14 protein-coding genes are annotated in these 19857 nt (G+C 44.3%); 1 reads left to right on the top strand and 13 read right to left on the bottom strand.

Going from position 1 to position 19857, the window contains the following annotated elements:
- Nucleotides 1-14: 14 nt before the first annotated feature.
- The 13 genes from nhaC to FNC98_RS07245 all read right to left on the bottom strand — a co-directional run bounded on the left by nhaC (nucleotide 15) and on the right by FNC98_RS07245 (nucleotide 16604).
- Nucleotides 15-1502: a Na+/H+ antiporter NhaC gene (gene nhaC, locus FNC98_RS07305; protein ID WP_143580620.1), complete on the bottom strand. Its 1488-nt coding sequence runs from the start codon at nucleotides 1500-1502 to the stop codon at nucleotides 15-17.
- 222 nt (nucleotides 1503-1724) lie between these two features.
- Nucleotides 1725-3770 carry a carboxy terminal-processing peptidase gene (gene prc / locus FNC98_RS07300; RefSeq protein ID WP_143580619.1) on the bottom strand — a complete coding sequence of 682 codons (2046 nt, stop codon included), beginning with the start codon at nucleotides 3768-3770 and terminating at the stop codon, nucleotides 1725-1727.
- Between the two features lie 17 nt (nucleotides 3771-3787).
- Nucleotides 3788-4423, bottom strand: coding sequence for an RNA chaperone ProQ (gene proQ / locus FNC98_RS07295; RefSeq protein ID WP_143580618.1), 636 nt, complete (start codon nucleotides 4421-4423; stop codon nucleotides 3788-3790).
- Nucleotides 4424-4439: 16 nt separating this feature from the next.
- On the bottom strand, nucleotides 4440-4730 hold the full coding sequence (locus tag FNC98_RS07290) for a hypothetical protein (protein WP_143580617.1): 291 nt from the start codon (nucleotides 4728-4730) through the stop codon (nucleotides 4440-4442).
- Nucleotides 4730-5188 carry a GAF domain-containing protein gene (locus tag FNC98_RS07285; RefSeq protein ID WP_143580616.1) on the bottom strand — a complete coding sequence of 153 codons (459 nt, stop codon included), beginning with the start codon at nucleotides 5186-5188 and terminating at the stop codon, nucleotides 4730-4732. Before FNC98_RS07285 ends, FNC98_RS07290 begins: the two co-directional genes overlap by 1 nt.
- A 144-nt stretch (nucleotides 5189-5332) precedes the next feature.
- On the bottom strand, nucleotides 5333-6058 hold the full coding sequence (locus FNC98_RS07280; protein WP_143580615.1) for an SIMPL domain-containing protein: 726 nt from the start codon (nucleotides 6056-6058) through the stop codon (nucleotides 5333-5335).
- Complete coding sequence (locus tag FNC98_RS07275; RefSeq protein WP_143580614.1) at nucleotides 6055-6645, bottom strand: DUF2057 domain-containing protein; 591 nt, start codon at nucleotides 6643-6645, stop codon at nucleotides 6055-6057. Before FNC98_RS07275 ends, FNC98_RS07280 begins: the two co-directional genes overlap by 4 nt.
- A gap of 592 nt (nucleotides 6646-7237) precedes the next feature.
- Nucleotides 7238-9142 (bottom strand): alpha/beta hydrolase family protein, encoded by a 1905-nt coding sequence (locus FNC98_RS07270; protein ID WP_143580613.1) that lies wholly within the window; start codon nucleotides 9140-9142, stop codon nucleotides 7238-7240.
- A gap of 344 nt (nucleotides 9143-9486) precedes the next feature.
- Nucleotides 9487-10671 (bottom strand): 2-methylaconitate cis-trans isomerase PrpF, encoded by a 1185-nt coding sequence (gene prpF / locus FNC98_RS07265; protein ID WP_143580612.1) that lies wholly within the window; start codon nucleotides 10669-10671, stop codon nucleotides 9487-9489.
- A 74-nt stretch (nucleotides 10672-10745) separates the two neighbouring features.
- Entirely contained in the window at nucleotides 10746-13349 is a 2604-nt protein-coding gene (gene acnD, locus FNC98_RS07260; protein WP_143580611.1) for a Fe/S-dependent 2-methylisocitrate dehydratase AcnD, read from the bottom strand.
- Between the two features lie 176 nt (nucleotides 13350-13525).
- Nucleotides 13526-14650 (bottom strand): 2-methylcitrate synthase, encoded by a 1125-nt coding sequence (gene prpC, locus FNC98_RS07255; protein ID WP_144035495.1) that lies wholly within the window; start codon nucleotides 14648-14650, stop codon nucleotides 13526-13528.
- Between the two features lie 356 nt (nucleotides 14651-15006).
- The gene (gene prpB / locus FNC98_RS07250) at nucleotides 15007-15897 is read right to left on the bottom strand and encodes a methylisocitrate lyase (protein WP_143580610.1); all 891 of its coding nucleotides are present in this window, start codon (nucleotides 15895-15897) and stop codon (nucleotides 15007-15009) included.
- The gene (locus tag FNC98_RS07245) at nucleotides 15897-16604 is read right to left on the bottom strand and encodes a GntR family transcriptional regulator (RefSeq protein ID WP_260680544.1); all 708 of its coding nucleotides are present in this window, start codon (nucleotides 16602-16604) and stop codon (nucleotides 15897-15899) included. The genes prpB and FNC98_RS07245 overlap by 1 nt, the downstream gene beginning before the upstream one ends.
- An 816-nt stretch (nucleotides 16605-17420) precedes the next feature.
- Here FNC98_RS07245 and FNC98_RS07240 point away from each other — a divergent pair.
- Nucleotides 17421-19775, top strand: coding sequence for a multiheme c-type cytochrome (locus FNC98_RS07240; RefSeq protein ID WP_143580609.1), 2355 nt, complete (start codon nucleotides 17421-17423; stop codon nucleotides 19773-19775).
- Nucleotides 19776-19857: the final 82 nt, after the last annotated feature.

Raw genomic sequence — 19857 nt, 5'->3', positions numbered from 1 at the left:
AACTTTCGAGCAAATTACTTTTGTGCGCTTACAGCAGAGGCAACGCCATCTTTAACCTTTCCTGACAAGGTTTTGATCTGGAAACCGATAAAGCCATAAATCACTGCCAGTACTGGATTAATCAAGTTAAAGAAACAATAGAAAATGTATTCCAGTGGATTAACTAACAGTACACCGCTCATGAACACACCACAGGTGTTCCAAGGAATTAGTGGTGAGGTTATGGTTCCTGAATCTTCCAAGGTACGGCTTAATACAACCGGGTGCAAATTACGTCGTTGGTATTCTTCTTTAAACATACGACCGGGCATCACAATCGACATATACTGGTCAGCGGTAATGATATTGGTGCTGATACAGGTTGCTACCGTTGATGCGATCAGCGCACCGGTAGATTTCGCAAACTTAAGAATACTATTAATGATCTTACTCAGCATACCCAAGTGTTCGAGTACAGCACCAAAGGTTAATGCACACATGATAAGCCAAACGGTGTTGAGCATGCTCGACATACCACCACGGGAAAGTAAGTCATCAAAGTTTGCATTACCGGTATCCAGTGAAATGCCATCAAAAAATGCGGTCCAAACCACTGTAACATTGCTGTCTACAGCACTCAGGCCCTCTGCGGCCAGAGACATAATAAATTCCTGTTGAAATAACACGGCCCACAGGGCACCAACAATGGCACCAATCGAAACTGCAAGAAACGCTGGAACCTTCTTAATGGCTAAGACTAACAGCACCACTAATGGGATCAGATTGACTACTGATATATCAAAATGTTGCAGCATCAATTCATTTAATTGCATGCCTTTTTCGCCAACATTAGATACGTCTTCGTTTAGACCTAACATGGTGAAAATGATTAACGCAGTAACGATAGAAGGTACTGTAGTCCAAAGCATATAGCGGATATGCTCGAACAACTCACTACCAGCAACCGCTGGTGCTAAGTTTGTGGTTTCTGAAAGCGGAGAAATCTTATCACCAAAGTAAGCGCCAGAGATAACCGCACCGGCAGTAATTGCCGGAGACATATCAAGACCACTGGCTACGGCAATTAACGCCACACCTATGGTTGCCGCTGTTGTCCAGGAACTACCAATAGACATGGAGACTAGACCACAGATCAAGCAGGTTGCCGCATAAAACCAGGAGGGGTTAAGCATATTTAACCCATAATAAATCATGGTTGGCACCGTACCCGAAAGTAGCCAGGTTCCGATTAATGAGCCCACAGCCAGGAGAATTAAAACCGCGCCTAATGAAATTGAAATCCCTTTGATAATGGCTTGTTCCATCGCCTGCCAGCGATAACCATTTTTAAAACCGATTACAATGGCAACACCTGTTGCCAAAAGAAGTGCGATTTGATTGGGACCGTACGATGAGTTGTCACCAAAATATTGAACGGCTGCGAATAATAAGCCAATCATGATGATTAACGGAATCGCAGCATCGATTGCACTGGGATCCCTTGGGGATTGTTGCGTTGTCATAAGAACCGTAACCCGTGAATTTATTTATTTGCTTTTGTTTTTGTTGTTTTGCATGGATTCAGCAATAGCTAGAGCCTTTGCAATGAATCTGAATTACACGCCAGTATAAAGGAAAAATATTTAAATTACCCTTTGCCAAGCCGATATAACTGCACTTTTATCGACGATATTATAAAAAAACCGCCAAAGTTGGCGGTTTATTAAACACTTGAATTTTACTGGTTATTTTTTGGCAAGTTTACCAATTTCCACCAGATCAAAGGTGATGTTCGCAGATTCATCAAGGAACGGATCTAACTCTGCTAGCTCTTCCGGAATATCATCAATGGAGGTGACTGGCTCTTTGTCCAACGCTTTTAAGCGTAAATTAGCTCTGGCCAGACGCTTGTCTTTGTTTTCCTCGCGCTCAGCTTTACGCTGTGCGTAATTTAGCGAAATCGACTTATCGTCTTTCTTTTCCTGATATTCGGCAATATCTTCCTGCAGATACTTGAACTCTTCATTACTCTTGATGCGCTCATCATGCAGAGACTGCAAGTAAGAAATATCCTGTGTGAAATCATACAGTGGGCGATAAGGTGCTTTTTTGATCTTATCCCATACTAGTGCATGCTCTTCCTGACTTTCACCCCATTCTTCTGGAGCAATTGCTGAAGGAAAAGCGATGTCTGGTTGTACACCTTTGTGCTGAGTACTACCGCCGTCAATACGATAGAATTTAGCAATAGTAAACTGAATGCTACCTAGTGGGTTCTCATATAAATCGTATACTCGACCTAAACCACGGTGCTGTTGCACGGTGCCTTTACCAAAGGTATTTTCGCCAATAATTACCGCTCGACCATAATCCTGCAACGCGGCAGCAAAAATTTCCGATGCTGAAGCACTGTAGCGATCGACAATAACTGTTAACGGGCCATCGTAATAGCTTAGGCCATCGGTGTCCTTGTTGATTTCAATGCGATCATCGATACCGCGTACCTGAACCACTGGACCTTTATCGATAAACAGTCCAGTTAGTAAGGTCGCTTCAGTAAGAGAACCACCACCGTTACCACGAAGGTCGATGATAATGCCCTGCACTTTGTCTTCTTTTAACTTAGCAATTTCTTTTGCCACATCGCGAGACAGTTTGTTGTAAAAGCTCGGGATGGTAATAACACCTAGCTTTTTAGCATTCGCCGCCACTTCGCCATCTGCACTTTTCTCAATGTAGACTTCTGACTTGGCCGCTCTGTCTTCTAGCTTGATCTTGTCGCGAACAATAGAAACCACCACAATTCGTGGATCATCTTCGCCTTTTTGAACCTGTAAGCGAACCGTTGTTCCTTTTGGCCCTTTAATCAAATCAACGACGTCATCAAGACGCCAGCCGACAACATCAACAAATTCTTCATCGCCCTGGGCAACCGCGATTACCTTATCTTTAGGCTTAATCTTTTTGCTTTTGTCTGCAGGACCGCCGGTTACCACACTTTGGATAACCGTAAAGTCATCTTCTGCACGCAACACTGCACCGATGCCTTCTAAAGACAGATTCATTTCCATTTGGAAACGTTCAGCGTTACGAGGTGAAAGATAAGAAGTATGCGGTTCTACGGTTCGCGAGAACGAATTCATCACAACCTGAAATACATCTTCACTTTCGCCCTGGCTCAGACGTTTAATCGCGTAGTTATAACGCTTAGAAAGGATTTCTTTGATTTTTGGCCACTCTTTACCGGCCAGTTTCAAATTTAACGCGTCGTACTTAACCCGTTTGCGCCAGATTTCATCAAGCTCTTCAGTGGATTTAGCATACGGAGCGTCTTCACGATCAAACTCGTAGCTTTCATCAACATCAAAATCGAACTCTTTCTCAAGAAGCTCTAACGCAAACTGATAACGCTCATATCGACGTTTCACATTAAGGTTGTAGATATCAAAGGCATCGGCAAGCTTGCCGGAAACAATCATATCGTCGAACTTGTTGCGGTACTTCTCCAAGTCATCAATATCCGACTGTAAAAATACCGCACGATTGTAATCCAGTTGCTTGATGTACAAATCATAAATTTGCGAAGACAGTTCATCGTTGAGTTCGAACTGTTTGTAATGGGAACGGGAGTATGTCGCGGTAATTCGTTTACTCGCAGTTTTATGCTGCATCTCTTGAGTTAGCTCGGGCAAACCATCGATATCAATGTTCGGCTCTTCGGCGAATACGGAAGTTGATGATAATGACAAAGAGAAGGCAACCGCCAGGGCTATTCGAGATACATTCTGCATAAAACTACTCCATTGGTTTATTTGGTAAAGATTTTATCCGCTCGAGTCTTGACTACCATGCCTGAGAATAACTGCACACTGACATCTTTACCCGCTACTTCTGTAATAGTAGCATCTATTGGTGAATTCCCAACTTGAACTAACACCTTCATTCCAGTTTTCAATGTGTTAGCTTCAGCTTGGACTAATTTAACGGCTTCTTTTTTAGGGGCTTTTTTCGCTCGTGCCGGCTTGTTTTTCGCTCGGCCTGGTATAGTAGAGCGTTTTTCTGCCGCTTTAGTTCCTTTATAGGACTTATTTTGCTTATTTTCAGCTTCTTTTTTGTTAGCAAATTTTTCCTGACTCTCTTTTAGCGCATTAGCAGCGAACTCTGCCTGGGCTTCATCGATCTCAGCAACCGCTTCCCCTAATAGGTTTACGCGCTGACTGCCTTTTTTGATCGATTTAAGATAACGCCAGCTTGACGTGTAGTGACGCAAGGCTTGTCGTAATTGCGTCTTACTCACTTTCTCGTCTTCTTGCAGGGCTTCAGCAAGTTCTTGAAAAATACCGACCTTTAATGGTTTTACCGCACCTTGAGAGGTAAAGCAAGCCGGGAATTTTTCGGCCAGATACTGAATGATTTCTTTGCTTGAGGTTTTCTTGGTTTCCATAATATTACTTCGTAATTTAATTGTTCTGAGCTTGTAGGTATTGATCACGGTTGGTCAATAAATGATGACACCAATCAATGATCTCGTCTTCTTCAATCTCAGCAAGATGTTCTTGCCCAATCCAGGTTTCCCAGACTAATTCCAGCAAGAAAGTTAATTGTTGAGGATCAATATCCTCTTCCGCCATTTGATAGACGGTGTGATAAATCAGGTTTATTTTTTCGGCAACGATTTCTTCCTGGCCATCCCAGTCGCCTACGACTTCTTCAGATACCAGAAAATCATGAATGACAACGAATTCTTTCATTAATGACTACGCTGTTGCAGGATATCAACGATTTGTTGCAAACCGATTGCATCCTGTTGGTCAAACTTACTAAAAACGGTACTGTCGATATCAAGAACAGCAACGCATTCTTCATTAACAAATACCGGGATTACGATTTCTGAATTGCTTGCTGCATCGCATGCAATGTGCCCACTAAATTGGTGCACGTCTTCAACCACCTGGGTTTTACCTTCAGCTACCGCGGTACCGCATACGCCCTTCCCTACTGGAATTCGGATACAGGCTACCTGTCCCTGAAACGGACCTAACACCAGCTCGTTATCGACCATGCGATAAAAGCCGACCCAGTTAACGTCATCAAGGGCATTGAAAAGAATGGCACTAATATTGGCCATGTTGGCAATAATATCGGATTCGCCAGCGGTAATCGCGTCTACCTGCTGAACCAGTGTTTGATAAAAATCGCGTTTATCCATATTTGCTTAGGGTCGCTTCGTTATGTGATTACCAGGGCCAGCATAAGTATCCGACAGTGGCGGCCAACAGCCCCGGGAAAAGCGCATAACATACCTCGTAACACCGCTAAGTTAAAGCATTAGTTTTAAATTATCGAATAAAGGCTAGTTTATCTCAAATATCAGCTGTACTTGTGCCGATATCTGTTGCTCTGCGGGCAGTGACTGATAGTTTGGCGCATCCGCTGTCATTCCATAAACCCGACGTGGCGCAAAACTCTCCGATTCTTTGAGATATTTTACCGGACCAAGAGTAACGTTGGCTTGTTTGGCCATGCGTTGCGCTTTCATTTTTGCGTCATCAATTGCAGCTTCCAGCGCCTGTTGATAAAAGAAATCGGCTCTGCTGACTTCGTACCTGAGGCGGGATACGCTGGAAACGCCAAGTTGAATGCCTTTTTCTAACAGCTGATCGTAATGATTAAAATTCAACAGGGTAAAGGTTATGTTGCGGGATACCTCAATAAGTGCCGGGCGTTGCTGTGGGCCGTTACCAGGCTTTTGAGGAAGATTTGAGGAGCTTGAATGTTCGGAAGCAAAGATAGGCCGAATACGTAATTGCGACGATTCAATATCTTTGTCGGCGATATAAAGTTTGTCAGCTAAGGACAGCAGTTCTTTCGATTTCTTATCCACCGAAGCCTTGGCAGCATTGGCCGTTTCTGCCCTGTCACTGATGGTGATAGTAAAAATAAACGTATCCGGTTTAACAATAACTTCGCCTTTGCCAATAACTTCAATACCGGCGGGTCGCTGCCGCTTCTCAGGTTGGGCCTGCAAAGCATTGGAAAAAAGTGCGGCGAATATCGCTAAAATCAGAAACCCTTTCATTTTTGCTCCTCACGTAAATAACGGATAAATTCCTGCCGTTCGGCATCGGTAGCCTGTTCCCACCAGTATTCGAGCATTTCCACGGCATCAGGCCCCTGCTCTCTGAACTCGGATGGGTCATCACTCAGGCTTTGTTGTACTACCTGCTGGCGACGCTGCTGTTCAATCGATAATAAATCTTGCTGATATTGTTTTTGAGTTAATTGCTGTACCTCAACTGGGTTACCAGCTTCTGTCATTAACTCAACTTGTGGCGACTTGGCAAACTGTCGCGCTTCATCAATACCGAGTTGCTCGGCATGGGTTAACTTAATGTCCTCGGTTGTCACATCAAAAATTAATACGAACGGCTGTGAGCGCACCGTTTCGTGGTGATCTTCACTATCGTGCTCGAACATTTCACTGTACTGAATTTCAATCACATGTTGCCCGGGCTCCAGGTCCAAAGTCGTGGATTTGGTGAAAAACGATTTACTCTGTTTCTCGCCATCGACTTGTAGTACTTCAAAGGTGTCGGGAATGTTTAATTCTGCGGCATTTGCCGACAAGGAAACCAGCACAATCAGGCTGCTTAGAAATGCTTTCATATTAGGTACATCTTGTTATTACTGTCTTCTTTCAATTTAGCTGAAAAACAACAGGATAGACAAGATAAAGGGGGAAAATAATGGGGAGAGGACGTTATCGGATTTGGCCATGGATGGCCAGTATGCCGAAAATGCACTAATACATGGAAGTATGTAGGTAGAATAACGCAGGAGCAGTTATCGAGGAGCAATTTTCTGTGAGGACGCTGTCGAGGGAGACGCCGTCGGTGAGGACGTTGTCGAGGGAGACTTCGTCGAATGCTTGAATTATTTGGGAACGTATCGCAAGCGATACTCCGGGAACGTGACGGAAAACGTCACTTCGGGTACACAATCAAAGATTGTTCCGGGTACGCGACAAAAAACGTCGCTTCGAGTGAGGTAAGCTTCGCTGAGGAAGGTGGGAGGTTTTGGCCAGGGATTGGCCTATATGCCGAAAATGCAGGAGCAATTTTCGGTGGAAGAATGTATCAAAAAACCTTGCGTCATTCCCTGATACTACAGGGAATCAAAGCTGAAGCCGCACGCAGTCATTTACGTTCATTGGATAAGTTGTAAGTAAAAAGTCAGTTACTCTTCAACAGGAAAACTATTATTTTCCAATATGTTCATTCAAGAATTCCACAACAGCGATACTGGCTTTTAATCTATTTTCCTGTTTTACAAAACCATGATATTCATTGTCGATATAAAGAGTTTTAACGGAATGCCCTTTTTCTTTCAGAGCCTCTTCCAACCTCTCAGTCTGGTCCATTGGGATTCTTTTATCGGCAGAGCCATGAATTAAAAGGACCGGCGCATTTAATTTGTCCACATGGTTAACAGGTGAGTTAAGTTTTAAAGTATCTACATCATTACCCAATACTTCATCTAAATAATCCCCCCCCCACAAACTATCGGGTATATCACCATCATCACGCATCTTAATCAGGTCATATACCCCTGACACACCGATTGTACATTTAAACATGTCGGGTTCAATCGTTGAGCTTTGTAACGCTGAGTAAGCTCCAAAACTACCACCGTAGATACAAATTCTTTCAGGATCTGCAACGCCTGATTTTATTGCCCACTCGGTTGCATCAATAATGTCATATTGCACTTTACTGCCCCAGTTTTTATCCCCCATATGCAAGATTTTTTCACCAAATCCTGAAGAACCTCGAAAATTTACTTGCAATACCGCATACCCTGACGCTGCTAATTGCTGAGCAAAAGGATTAAAGTTCCAAAAGTCTCTTATTCTTGGTCCGCCATGAGGCATAACCACTAAGGGCAAGTTTTCGTCAGCTTTGTTATTTGGTAGGGTTAAATAACCGTTTAATAAGATCTGATCGCGGGTTGTAAATTTAAAGGGTTCAACAGTTGCCAACTCAGATGGCTTTAGCCAATCTGCTTTACTTAATAGAAACTGTGCCTGTTTGGTTTCTTTGTTATACAGATAATATTTTCCGGGATTTCGATCGCTACTGGTAACTACAATCAACAGCTTACCATCTGCGGTTGAGTTTATAATATCTACTGAGTTGCCTTGGAAGGCCCTGTATAAATCTTGGTACAGTCTACTATGTTCAGCAGTTTCATCAAAAATAAGGTATTTGGGATAGTCTTCATCGATTCTAAATCCGAAAGGTATTCCCTGATAATTTTTCAACAGGTAGGTGATTTCCACAAATTCGTTATGATAAATTTTATTGGCTTTTCGCTTTATAAGATCATAGGAGTATAGAGTGCCAGTATCTCCATCGTTATAGACGATGATATAAACGGAATTATTGTCTTCGCTGAATCCTTCGATATTAATTTTAGAGTAGTCGAACTCTGGATTAAATTTCTGCCACTCTCCTTCGGGTTCACGATAGTAAATTATGTATTCATCAAAGCCGACTTCCCCCACAGAAAAACGGATTTCACTGTTATTATCAACAATTATCTTCCCTCCTCTCCCAGGTGATTGCATTATGCATTTCCACGCCCTCCACTGCCATTTCTCATCAATGTTAACTTTACATACAACCGCATGGCGTTTTTCTTGGTTGGCATGTCGAGATTGATGGGCTGCAATTAGAATATGATTGTCATCACCTTTTAACGTTGAGACTATTTCCAAGTAGCGGCTTTCTTTGTGCCCTAAAGTCACTTTCTTGCTACCGTCATAATTTATGGCAAACAATCTACCGGTATTATAAGTTTGCTTTATTGAAACACCTTGGTCGGAAAGTACCCTAACAACTAATCGTTTATTATTAATCCAATGATATTCACCGACACTTTTTTTCCCGCTGAAGTTTATCGTATTGATCACTTTTCTATTGTTAGTTTCGATAATTGCCAGAATGTTTTGGCCTTCGTGCTTAGTTCTGACAGCCAAGTATTTACCATCAGGAGAGATTTTAACTTGTTCATTCTGGAATTGACGGGTGTATTTTTCGAGATTTGAAGCCAGAATATTATGACTAAAGAGTATCAAGAAAATACTCAGTATGATGTTTTTCATTTCAAATTCATTATCTTATTATTTACAAATCATTCGGTTAATCGACAGGTAATTTTATCAGAGTGAGTGAATTAAAATCGTCACTTTATTGTGCCGTGCTTAATTGCTTTTACAAATAATAAGGTTTTATTTTCTAATTCTATATATTTGTTGGATAGTTTTGCGTCCGCTACAACTGACAACGACCGTTCACCGCTCAGTTAAACTGCCGGATTCTGATAACTGACGTCAACAGGCCAATATCAAGACAAGTGTTTGCGAGTAGGCAGAATTATGCGAAGAACGAGTTGCTTACAAAAAAGGCAGGAAAACCCTGCCTTTTGCAATCAATAAACGAATGGTGATTATTGGTTTAGTGTCTGGCCTGGGATACGAACCCAGCCTTCCATCAATACCCGGGCGCTGCGACTCATGGAAACGGAATCGACCTGCCAGGCACCATTATCCTGCATGGTTTTAGCGCCAACTTTTAAGGTTCCCGATGGATGACCAAAGGTAACTGACGATGAGGATTGTTGTTTAAGCGCATTTGCCACCATAGTGCCAGGAATTGCGGCTGCGGTGCCAATGGCAACAGCGGCCGTACCCATCATCGCATGGTGTAATTTGCCCATAGACAAGGCTCTGACGAGTACATCAATCGACTCACTCGCAATCGCTTTGCCGCTTGATGCCACATAAGACTCTGCTTCAGCGACAAACGCCAGCTTCGGCGTATGTTGTCGCACTTTCGCTTCTTCTAGATCCTTGATTAACCCCATTTTCATTGCCCCATGGGCACGAATGGTTTCCAGTCTTGCCAATAACGCTTCGTCATTATTGATATCATCCTGCAATTCCGTGCCAGTAAAGCCGAGCTGCTCTGCGGGAATGAAAATGGTTGGGATACCAGCATTGATAAACGTGGCTTCAAACTCACCAATATCAGGAACTTCTAAGGAATCACTGACATTACCGGTTGGAAATAACGACCCGTCTTTGTCCGCGGGATCGATAAAATCAATTACTACTTCGGCCGCCGGAAAGGTTACCCCATCCAGTGCAAAGTCGCCGGTTTCCTGTACCTTACCATCGGTAATTGGCACATGGGCAACTATGGTTTTGCCGATATTAGCTTGCCAGATACGAACCTCAACAACACCGTTATCCGGAATACGCTTAGCATCAACCATACCCTGTTCAATGGCAAAAGCACCAACGGCAGCGGTTAAATTGCCGCAGTTACCACTCCAATCGACAAAAGGTTTATCTATGGCTACCTGACCAAACAAGTAATCGACATCATGATCGGTTTTATCACTCGGCGACAAAATGACGGTTTTACTGGTACTGGAGGTTGCACCACCCATACCGTCGGTTTGCTTTTGGTAAGGATCCGGGCTGCCAATAACGCGCAGCAATATCGCATCACGAACCGGACCTGGTTGCTGTGCAGCTTCAGGTAAATCCGCCAGGTTAAAGAACACCCCTTTACTGGTGCCGCCACGCATATAAGTTGCGGGAATTTTAATTTGTGGAAGATGACTCATCCACCTCTCCTTTTATTCATGGGGCTGTTGCTCTTTTTATGCAGACTATGCAAAGCGCAACAAGCCCTAAACAACTAGCTATTGGCGCTTAGAAAATCCTGAGCGAATTTTTGCAGAACACCACCGGCGCTATATACAGACACTTCTTCGGCAGTATCAAGGCGACATTTAACCGATATTTCTACCCGTTCACCATTTTTACGAGTCATCACTACCGTCATTGGAGCGCCCGGTGCCGGGGTTCCTTCAACATCATAAGTTTCGCTACCATCAATGCCATAAGTATTGCGAGTTTCATTGTTGGTAAATTCAAGCGGTAACACACCCATACCCACTAAATTGGTACGGTGAATGCGCTCAAAACCTTCGGCAACAATGACCTGCACACCAGCTAGACGAACCCCTTTCGCGGCCCAGTCTCGCGATGAACCCTGGCCGTAATCGGCGCCGGCAATAATAATAAGCGGTTGCTCGCGGTCCATGTAAGTCTCAATAGCTTCCCACATTCTCGATTGCTGACCTTCCGGTTCGATACGCGCCAAAGAACCCTGGATAATCTCGCCATTCGCATCGCGAACCATCTCATTAAGAAGTTTCGGGTTAGCAAAAGTTGCACGTTGCGCGGTTAAATGATCGCCGCGGTGTGTCGCGTAAGAGTTAAAGTCTTCTTCAGGAAGCCCCATTTTCGCCAGGTACTCACCGGCAGCAGAAGATGCCAGAATCGCATTCGATGGTGATAAGTGATCAGTAGTGATGTTATCGCCAAGTACCGCTAATGGACGCATACCTTTCATGGTACGCTCGCCAGCAAGTGCGCCTTCCCAATATGGTGGACGACGAATATAAGTACTCATTTCGCGCCAGTCATATAAAGGGCTATCGGCATTATCGACATTGCGGATTTCAAACATAGGCTGATAAACCTTGTTAAATTGCTCAGGTTTTACCGAGGCATTAACAATGGCATCAATCTTTTCATCACTTGGCCATAAGTCTTTCAGACGAATGTCGTTGCCATCGTTGTCTTTACCCAAAACGTCCTGTTCAATATCAAAACGTACGGTGCCAGCGATAGCATAAGCAACCACAAGCGGTGGTGACGCTAAGAAGGCTTGTTTTGCATAAGGATGGATTCGGCCATCAAAGTTACGGTTACCGGAAAGTACCGCCGTTGAATATAAATCGCGCTCGATCACTTCCTGCTGGATTTTCGGATCCAGCGCCCCTGACATACCATTACAGGTAGTACAGGCATAACCCACGATACCAAAACCAAGTTTTTCCAGCTCAGGTAACAGGCCCGCTTCTTCTAAGTAAAGCTTGATAACCTTAGAGCCCGGTGCGAATGAGGTTTTCACCCAAGGCTTGCGCATCAAACCTAATTCATTGGCGCGTTTGGCAACCAATGCCGCGGCAATAACATTACGAGGGTTTGAGGTGTTGGTACAGCTAGTGATTGCAGCGATGATACAGGCACCATCCGGCATATTGCCCTGCCAGTTATCTAAATCCGGCTCTTGCCACTCTCCGGCAATTTCACGCTCCGCCAAGGCTGAGGTTGGTAAACGGCGATGTGGATTGGATGGGCCAGCCATGTTGCGAACAACCGAGGATAGATCGAACTCTAAAACACGCTCGTACTGAGCGCCTGTCATGCTATCCGCCCAAAGGCCGGTTTGCTTGGCATAGTTTTCGACCAGAGCAACCTGCTCTGGCTCACGACCGGTCAGCTTTAAGTAATCAATGGTTTGTTCATCGATATAGAACATACCCGCAGAGGCACCGAATTCCGGTGTCATATTGGAGATGGTTGCTCTGTCACCGATAGTCAGTTCGCGTGCACCGTCGCCGAAAAATTCAAGATAGGTAGAAACTACGCGCTCTTTTCGTAAAAATTCGGTGATAGCAAGAACGATATCGGTAGCGGTAATGCCCGGTTGGCGTTTACCGATTAGCTTCACCCCAACGATATCTGGAAGACGCATCATTGACGGTCTGCCAAGCATTACGGTTTCGGCTTCCAAGCCACCTACACCGATAGCAATAACGCCCAACGCGTCTACATGAGGCGTGTGGGAATCAGTACCAACACAGGTATCCGGGAAGGCTACGCCATCACGGGATTGAATAACCGGTGACATTTTCTCAAGGTTGATCTGATGCATGATACCGTTACCGGCTGGGATCACATCAACGTTTTCAAATGCGGTTTTGGTCCACTCGATAAAGTGAAATCTGTCTTCGTTACGTCTATCTTCAATGGCACGGTTTTTATCAAACGCTTCTGGATCAAAACCTGGCGCTTCGACAGCCAGGGAATGATCAACAATCAACTGCGTTGGCACCACTGGATTTACGTTTGCAGGCTCGCCGCCTTTATCGGCGATGGCATCACGCAGACCCGCAAGGTCAACGAGCGCAGTTTGTCCAAGAATGTCATGACAAACAACGCGAGCCGGATACCAGGGAAAATCAAGATCACGCTTGCGCTCGATTATCTGCAAAAGACAGTCGTTAAGGGTTTGTGGATCACATTTTCGTACCAGCTGCTCGGCCAATACTTTTGATGTGTAAGGTAAGGTGTCGTAACTGCCAGGCTTTAATGCTTCCACCGCTTCTCGGGTGTCAAAAAAATCAATATTTGCATTTGGCAATGGTTTACGGAATTGGTAATTCATAGCAATATCCACGAAATTTTTCAGATGCAGGGGAAGAAGTATTCTCTTCCCTTTAAAAGTTACGCTAAAACATTAGGGCATTAGACATTAGGGCATTAAGGCACTAATGCGTTAAGAGTGGGCTTACTTGCCCAACCCATAGCGTCTCGCCATTCATTCAATCTGATACTGACAGATTAACGCTCAGCGATTGGTGTTACCGTACGCGGCTCTGGGCCGATGTAATCCGCACTTGGGCGAATGATACGGTTGTTATCACGCTGTTCCATGACATGTGCCGCCCAGCCTGTTAAGCGTGAGCAAACAAAGATTGGCGTGAATAACTTGGTTGGAATACCCATAAAGTGGTAAGCCGAAGCGTGGAAGAAATCGGCATTACAGAATAGTTTCTTGGTATCCCACATGTATTCTTCACAGGCAACGGAAATATCATAAAGGCTCGAGTCACCAAACTCTTCAGCAAGCTTTTCAGACCAACGCTTGATAATAACGTTGCGCGGGTCGCTGGTGCGATATACCGCATGGCCAAAGCCCATGATTTTCTCTTTGCGCTCTAACATGCCAGCCATCTGAATTTTTGCATCTTGGGGCGATTTAAAGGTCTGGATCATATCCATCGCTGCTTCGTTAGCACCACCGTGCAATGGACCACGCAATGAACCGATAGCACCGGTGATACATGAGAACATATCCGATAAGGTTGATGCGCACACGCGGGCAGTAAACGTTGAAGCGTTGAACTCATGCTCAGCATATAGGATTAAAGAAACATCAATAACACGACGGTGCAATTCTGAAGGAGTTTTACCCGTTAGCAATTTCAGGAAGTGACCACCAATGGTGTCTTCGTCGGTAACGCAGTCAATTTCAACACCTTGGTGAGAATAGCGATACCAGTAAGTCATGATTGCCGGGAACGCCGCTAACAAACGATTGGCCGCACGGTTTTGCTCTGAGAAATCATTTTCCGGCTCTAAGTTACCTAAGAAAGAACAACCAGTGCGCATGACATCCATTGGGTGTGCGTCTTGAGGAATGCGTTGTAAAACCTCTTTTAACGCCTGCGGTAAATCACGCATGCCAGTTAATTCAGTTTTGTAAGCATCTAATTGGCGCTGATTTGGCAATTCGCCGTTAAATAGCAAATACGCCACTTCTTCAAATGTCGCGTTGTCTGCTAAATCAGAAACGTCGTAACCACAGTAAGTTAACCCGGTACCAGATTTACCAACTGTACATAGTTTAGTTTCACCAGCACTTTGACCGCGCAAACCTGCGCCACCTAATTTCTTGTCTACCATCATTATCTTCCTGTTCTTGGATATTCTTGTTGTGTAGAGCGTGTTGACCTTTGCAGGCCGAACTTTGTTCAATAAAAGTCGTCGATTGTAAAATTCTAGAACCCAATACCACGCGTAAGTTAAGAAACGTACCATTGAATTCTTCGAACAGCGTTTGTTTTGAACCTGACCTGCGTTTTTTCTAGTTACCGTACAATAAGTACGCTAAATAGAAAAAGCCTTGCCCATATCCCAAACAATTCACTGCAAAATTGACCTCGAAAGATAAACACGCTCTGGTTATTTAGCCTTTTACTCTGGCAAAAGGCGCTTTTAGTAATTTTTATTTGTTTTAGTTTTAGTTGTATTCGCAGAGATTACTTGTTTTTTCCCTCGGCAAATAAAGAGTCCAGCTTTTGTTCGTAATCGTGATAACCAAGATAATCGTAAAGTTCCATGCGAGTCTGCATGGTATCAATTACCGCGGTTTGATCGCCGTCGGCTAGAATGGTTTTGTAAACTAGCTCGGCGGCTTTGTTCATCGCACGAAATGCGGATAGCGGATAAAGCACCATGGCACAGCCCCACTCACCCAGCTGCTTTCTATTCCATAACTCGGTTTTACCAAATTCAGTAATGTTGGCCAGAATTGGCACATCCAGCGCTTCTGAAAACGCGCGATAGTGCTCTTCCGTTTGTACCGCTTCGGCGAAAATGCCATCGGCGCCAGCAGCAATGTATGCTTTGGCACGTTCAATCGCCGCTTCTAGCCCTTCCTGAGCGAAAGAGTCAGTACGAGCCATGATGAAAAAATCAGAATCAGTACGGGCATCGACAGCCGCTTTTATACGATCAACCATTTCTTCCGTTGATACGATTTCTTTATTAGGACGATGACCACAACGCTTTTGCGCAACCTGATCTTCAATGTGTACGGCAGCAGCACCTGCTTTTTCCATATCGCGGATTGTTTTGGCAATGTTAAATGCGCCGCCCCAACCAGTATCGATATCTACCATAAGTGGTAAATCACAAGCGCTGGTGATCCGTTGTACGTCAGCAATCACATCATTTAATGACGTCATACCTAAATCTGGTAAACCATAAGAAGCGTTAGCGACACCGCCACCAGATAAGTAAATAGCCTGATGACCTAATTGTTTTGCCATCATCGCACTGTAAGCATTAATGGTACCGACGATCTGTAATGGTTGGTTATCAACCAATGCCTGTCTGAATTTCGCACCTGGCGAAAGTTGCTTAGTCATTATAGTTTTCCTTCTTGCTGTAATTTGTTTTCGATGTTCTTTCGTGATGCGGCGATATGCCTGCGCATCAGCATTTCCGCCAATTCGCCGTCACGATCAGCAATGGCCGTTAAAATGGCCTGATGCTCGGTAAATGCGCGGCTGGCGCGAGGTGAATTCATGCCAAACTGACAGCGATACATGCGCACCAGATGATAAAGTTCACCGCAAAGAATATTGATAAGTTGTTGATTGTGAGAGCCCTGAATAACCCGATAGTGGAAATCCAGATCCCCTTCTTCCTGGTAGTAAGCCACACCCTGTTGAACCGATTGACTACTACCATGGGTGGTCAACACATCCTGGAGTGCAGAGATTTCTTCATCGGTCATACTGTTGGCGGCAAGTCGACATGCCATCCCTTCTAACGCTTCGCGAACCAGATATATCTCCAACAACCCCTGTACGGTGCATTCAACGACACGGCTACCGACATTCGGCTTACGATGAATTAAATGACATTTTTCGAGGCGATTAAGAGCCTCTCTAAGGGTAGATCGGGATACTTGATATTGCTTGGCAAGTTCCGGTTCACTGATTTTGCTGCCCGGAGAGATGTGTCCTTCAACAATGGCATGCTGAATTTGTTCAAACACTTTGTCGGCCGTGGTTACAGCCTGAGTTGAGGTGGGATTACTAACGGCTTGTAAAACGATGTCCTGTGTCAAAACCACTCCAATTGTCGACAATCCTTAAAGTGATGACGATTTTCAACCAGATAAACGTCGATGTCAAGGGGTTATAAAAATATTGTCGACAATTATTGTCGACAATTAGATGTCTTGAAATATTTAGAAGCGTAGAAATCCCAAGAAAACCTATATAACCATATGAATATAAGAAAATAAAATATAAAGAAACGATTCATTGACTTCAGCGGTCAGTTTATCTACCTGTCGACATTGTAGACAAGAAACTGGTCAACCAATTTGTGAATAAAATGTGCGTATTTTGTGATCTAGATCGTAATAACTACCGTAGGGATATTTTGTAACAGGTTGGAAAGATTGTAAACTCGTGATTTAGTATGTGTTTTGCAGTGTGGATAAAAAGTTTACAAAAAATTAGCATTATTCAAATAATGCACTATTCTTACTAATTCATGTTGCAAATTATTTATGAAATGGCTGAGTAGCGGTTTCACCAACAAGCAGAATTTATTAGCGCAGGCTCATTCCTGATGAGCCATTCCCCTGAGCCCGGAACGTTTATCGTCTCGGGCCTTTTTTTTGTACAGGGATATACTTAGTCGGGATATTGTCATCCCTGATATCCCGACATATCGTAAATCCCTTTACTAATCCTCCCGGACCATGGATGGTAGCAAGGGAGGGTTCGTACATGGATGGTGCTAGCAAGGGTACCTACATGAATACCAATCCCCCATCTGTGAACGAATACAATAGATAATTGTTGAACCTTTCTCCCCTACTCGGTATTTTGATCTAAGCTTTATTGAAAACAACAAGTTAAAAGGAAATACAGTGTCTAGTGCAGACATTGTGTCTATGAGTATTTGTAGAAATGTATTTGCGCTGTATCTAAATCGACTTACATCTTGCCCAGGCTTACAATGTGGCTTGTTAATGCTGTTGCTGCTATTTACATCAGTAACGGTGAAACTCGCATACGCTAATGAGCACAAAGGCTTTGTTGGCTCGCAAACCTGTGAATCCTGTCATCAGCAAGCCTATTCAGACTGGCAAGGCTCCCATCATGCAAAAGCCATGGCTCACGCCAGCGAAGACTCCGTGTTAGCGAACTTTGACAACGTCGAGGTTGTATTTAATGGCGAAACCTATCGATTCTATCGGCAAGAGCAAGATTTTTTCGCTCGTATCAAAGATAAAAACGGCGAATTTCAATCCTATCAAATCGAGTACACCTTCGGTGTTTATCCTCTGCAGCAATATATGGTGGATGTCGGTCAGGGGAAAATTCAATTAATCCCTTTTGCCTGGGACAGTCGCGAAAAACAGCTTGGCGGTCAACGTTGGTTTCACCTTTACCCTGAAGCACTGGATACCAAACACGAGTTCTTTTGGACCAATCAGGGACAAAATTGGAACTATATGTGCGCTGATTGTCATTCCACCAATATCCGTAAAAACTATAACTTGGAAGATAAATCCTATGGCACCACGTTTGCCGAAATCAGCGTAGGCTGTGAGGCTTGCCATGGCCCAGGGGAAAATCATCTGGATTTCGTCAATCAGAAAACGCAACCAGGCGCAGCAGAAAAGACACCAGACAATGCCGGTTTTGACCGCAGTTTGCATAAGCTGGTGCAACAGTGGCAGGCTCGCCCGGATAAATCGATTTTACAACCCGTGCTAGCAGATAATGCCGATGCAAGCCGACAAACCCTGGTCTGCGCCCAGTGTCATAGCCGACGCTTGCAACTCGGCAATCAGGATTTTATTAAAAGCAACGAATTTGCCGACACATACCTACTCAATTTACTCGAACCCGGCGCTTATCATGTAGATGGACAGATATACGATGAAGTTTATGTCTATGGTTCCTATTTACAATCGAAAATGCATCAACAAGGTGTTGTTTGCAGCAACTGCCATCAACCCCATAGCGCTAAATTACTGATCGAAGGAAACGGCTTGTGCAGTCAATGTCATATCGCTGAACAATACGATACTCCAGAACACCATCATCACCCAGACTCAACTCCCGGAAGTCAATGTGTTGATTGTCATATGCCACAAACTACCTACATGCAGGTAGATCCCAGACGCGATCATCGTTGGCTGGTACCAAATCCAAAACAATCCGCGGATTTGGGCGCTCCAGATGTTTGTTTATCCTGCCATGAGGCGGAATCGCAGCAATGGAGTATTGATACGGTAAGGACATGGCAGGGAGACAAAGAAAACCAATCTTTGGAATTTGGTCGTGCGTTCCTTGGAGGTGAAGTGGGCTACCCACAATCCGCTACCTGGCTTTCTAAGCTCGCCCAGGATATCAATAACCCTGACATTATTCGTGCTTCGGCCCTGCAACGTAGCGCTACCGTAGCCGATAAAAATTCCCTGGTAGCCATATCTCGAAGCTTAAAATCCAGTAATTCCTGGGTTCGCATCGGAGCCATTCGTGGCAGTGAAAATTTACCCGTTAGCGCCAAATGGCGATTACTGTCACCGTTAATTGACGATGCAGTATTGGGCGTTCGAATCGAAGTAATGCGAATGTTACTGGCAAACTGGCAATCATTATCGCCGGCCCAGAAGCAGCAATTAAAACCGGCGATGCAGGACTACATTAAAGTACAGGAGTTTAATGCCGACCGCGGGTTTGCGCTGGCAAATCTCGCCAACCTTTATGCCTATCAGGGAGATTACCCAAAAGCCAAAACTTACTATCTTAAGGCTATTGATACGGAACCCTATTACCCTAATTCCTACTTAAACCTTGCCGAACTCTATCGACAAATGTTCGATGAAAAACAAGTCATAGAAACGCTTAATCAAGGTGCTTCTGCGGTGGTGAATCCCGCAGCCCTTTATTATCAGGCAGGACTTTCCTATATCCGCCAGAAACGTCCTGACGACGCCGAGCAACATTTTGCTAAAGCGATTTCCCATGAGCCGGGCAATCCTCAATACCAATTTGTCTATGGATTGAGTGTCAAACAAAGCAACCCTAAACAAGCACAACAAGCGATGGCCGAAGCCTTCGCCTTAAGCCAGAACCCTCAGTACTTGTACGCACTTTGCGAATTACAAATCCAACAACAGGAATTTGCCGCGCGACAATGTATTGAGGAACTTCGACCGCTGGTTAATGTCGAAGTTATCAAACAGCTGGAGAATCAATTAAAACCCTAACGAAGTTGCTCTTGGGGGGCTATGAGGGGCACTAAGATTATCAAGGAGGAAGTGACAGCTGAGATCGTGAGCTTTGGCCCAA

Origin of the sequence: Thalassotalea sp. PS06, assembly GCF_007197775.1 — a bacterium.
Lineage (GTDB): Bacteria > Pseudomonadota > Gammaproteobacteria > Enterobacterales > Alteromonadaceae > Thalassotalea_A.
The sequence above is the reverse complement of the archived record's forward strand: the minus strand, read 5'-3'. Positions and strand labels throughout refer to the sequence as shown.

Excerpts from the sequence above, each read along its gene's own strand:
- FNC98_RS07275 (WP_143580614.1), bottom strand. The coding sequence starts at position 6,645 with ATGAAAGCATTTCTAAGCAGCCTGATTGTGCTGGTTTCCTTGTCGGCA.
- nhaC (WP_143580620.1), bottom strand. The coding sequence starts at position 1,502 with ATGACAACGCAACAATCCCCAAGGGATCCCAGTGCAATCGATGCTGCG.
- prpB (WP_143580610.1), bottom strand. The coding sequence starts at position 15,897 with ATGACTAAGCAACTTTCGCCAGGTGCGAAATTCAGACAGGCATTGGTT.
- prc (WP_143580619.1), bottom strand. The coding sequence starts at position 3,770 with ATGCAGAATGTATCTCGAATAGCCCTGGCGGTTGCCTTCTCTTTGTCA.
- FNC98_RS07290 (WP_143580617.1), bottom strand. The coding sequence starts at position 4,730 with ATGAAAGAATTCGTTGTCATTCATGATTTTCTGGTATCTGAAGAAGTC.
- acnD (WP_143580611.1), bottom strand. The coding sequence starts at position 13,349 with ATGAATTACCAATTCCGTAAACCATTGCCAAATGCAAATATTGATTTT.
- FNC98_RS07285 (WP_143580616.1), bottom strand. The coding sequence starts at position 5,188 with ATGGATAAACGCGATTTTTATCAAACACTGGTTCAGCAGGTAGACGCG.
- prpC (WP_144035495.1), bottom strand. The coding sequence starts at position 14,650 with ATGGTAGACAAGAAATTAGGTGGCGCAGGTTTGCGCGGTCAAAGTGCT.
- FNC98_RS07270 (WP_143580613.1), bottom strand. The coding sequence starts at position 9,142 with ATGAAAAACATCATACTGAGTATTTTCTTGATACTCTTTAGTCATAAT.
- proQ (WP_143580618.1), bottom strand. The coding sequence starts at position 4,423 with ATGGAAACCAAGAAAACCTCAAGCAAAGAAATCATTCAGTATCTGGCC.
- FNC98_RS07280 (WP_143580615.1), bottom strand. The coding sequence starts at position 6,058 with ATGAAAGGGTTTCTGATTTTAGCGATATTCGCCGCACTTTTTTCCAAT.
- prpF (WP_143580612.1), bottom strand. The coding sequence starts at position 10,671 with ATGAGTCATCTTCCACAAATTAAAATTCCCGCAACTTATATGCGTGGC.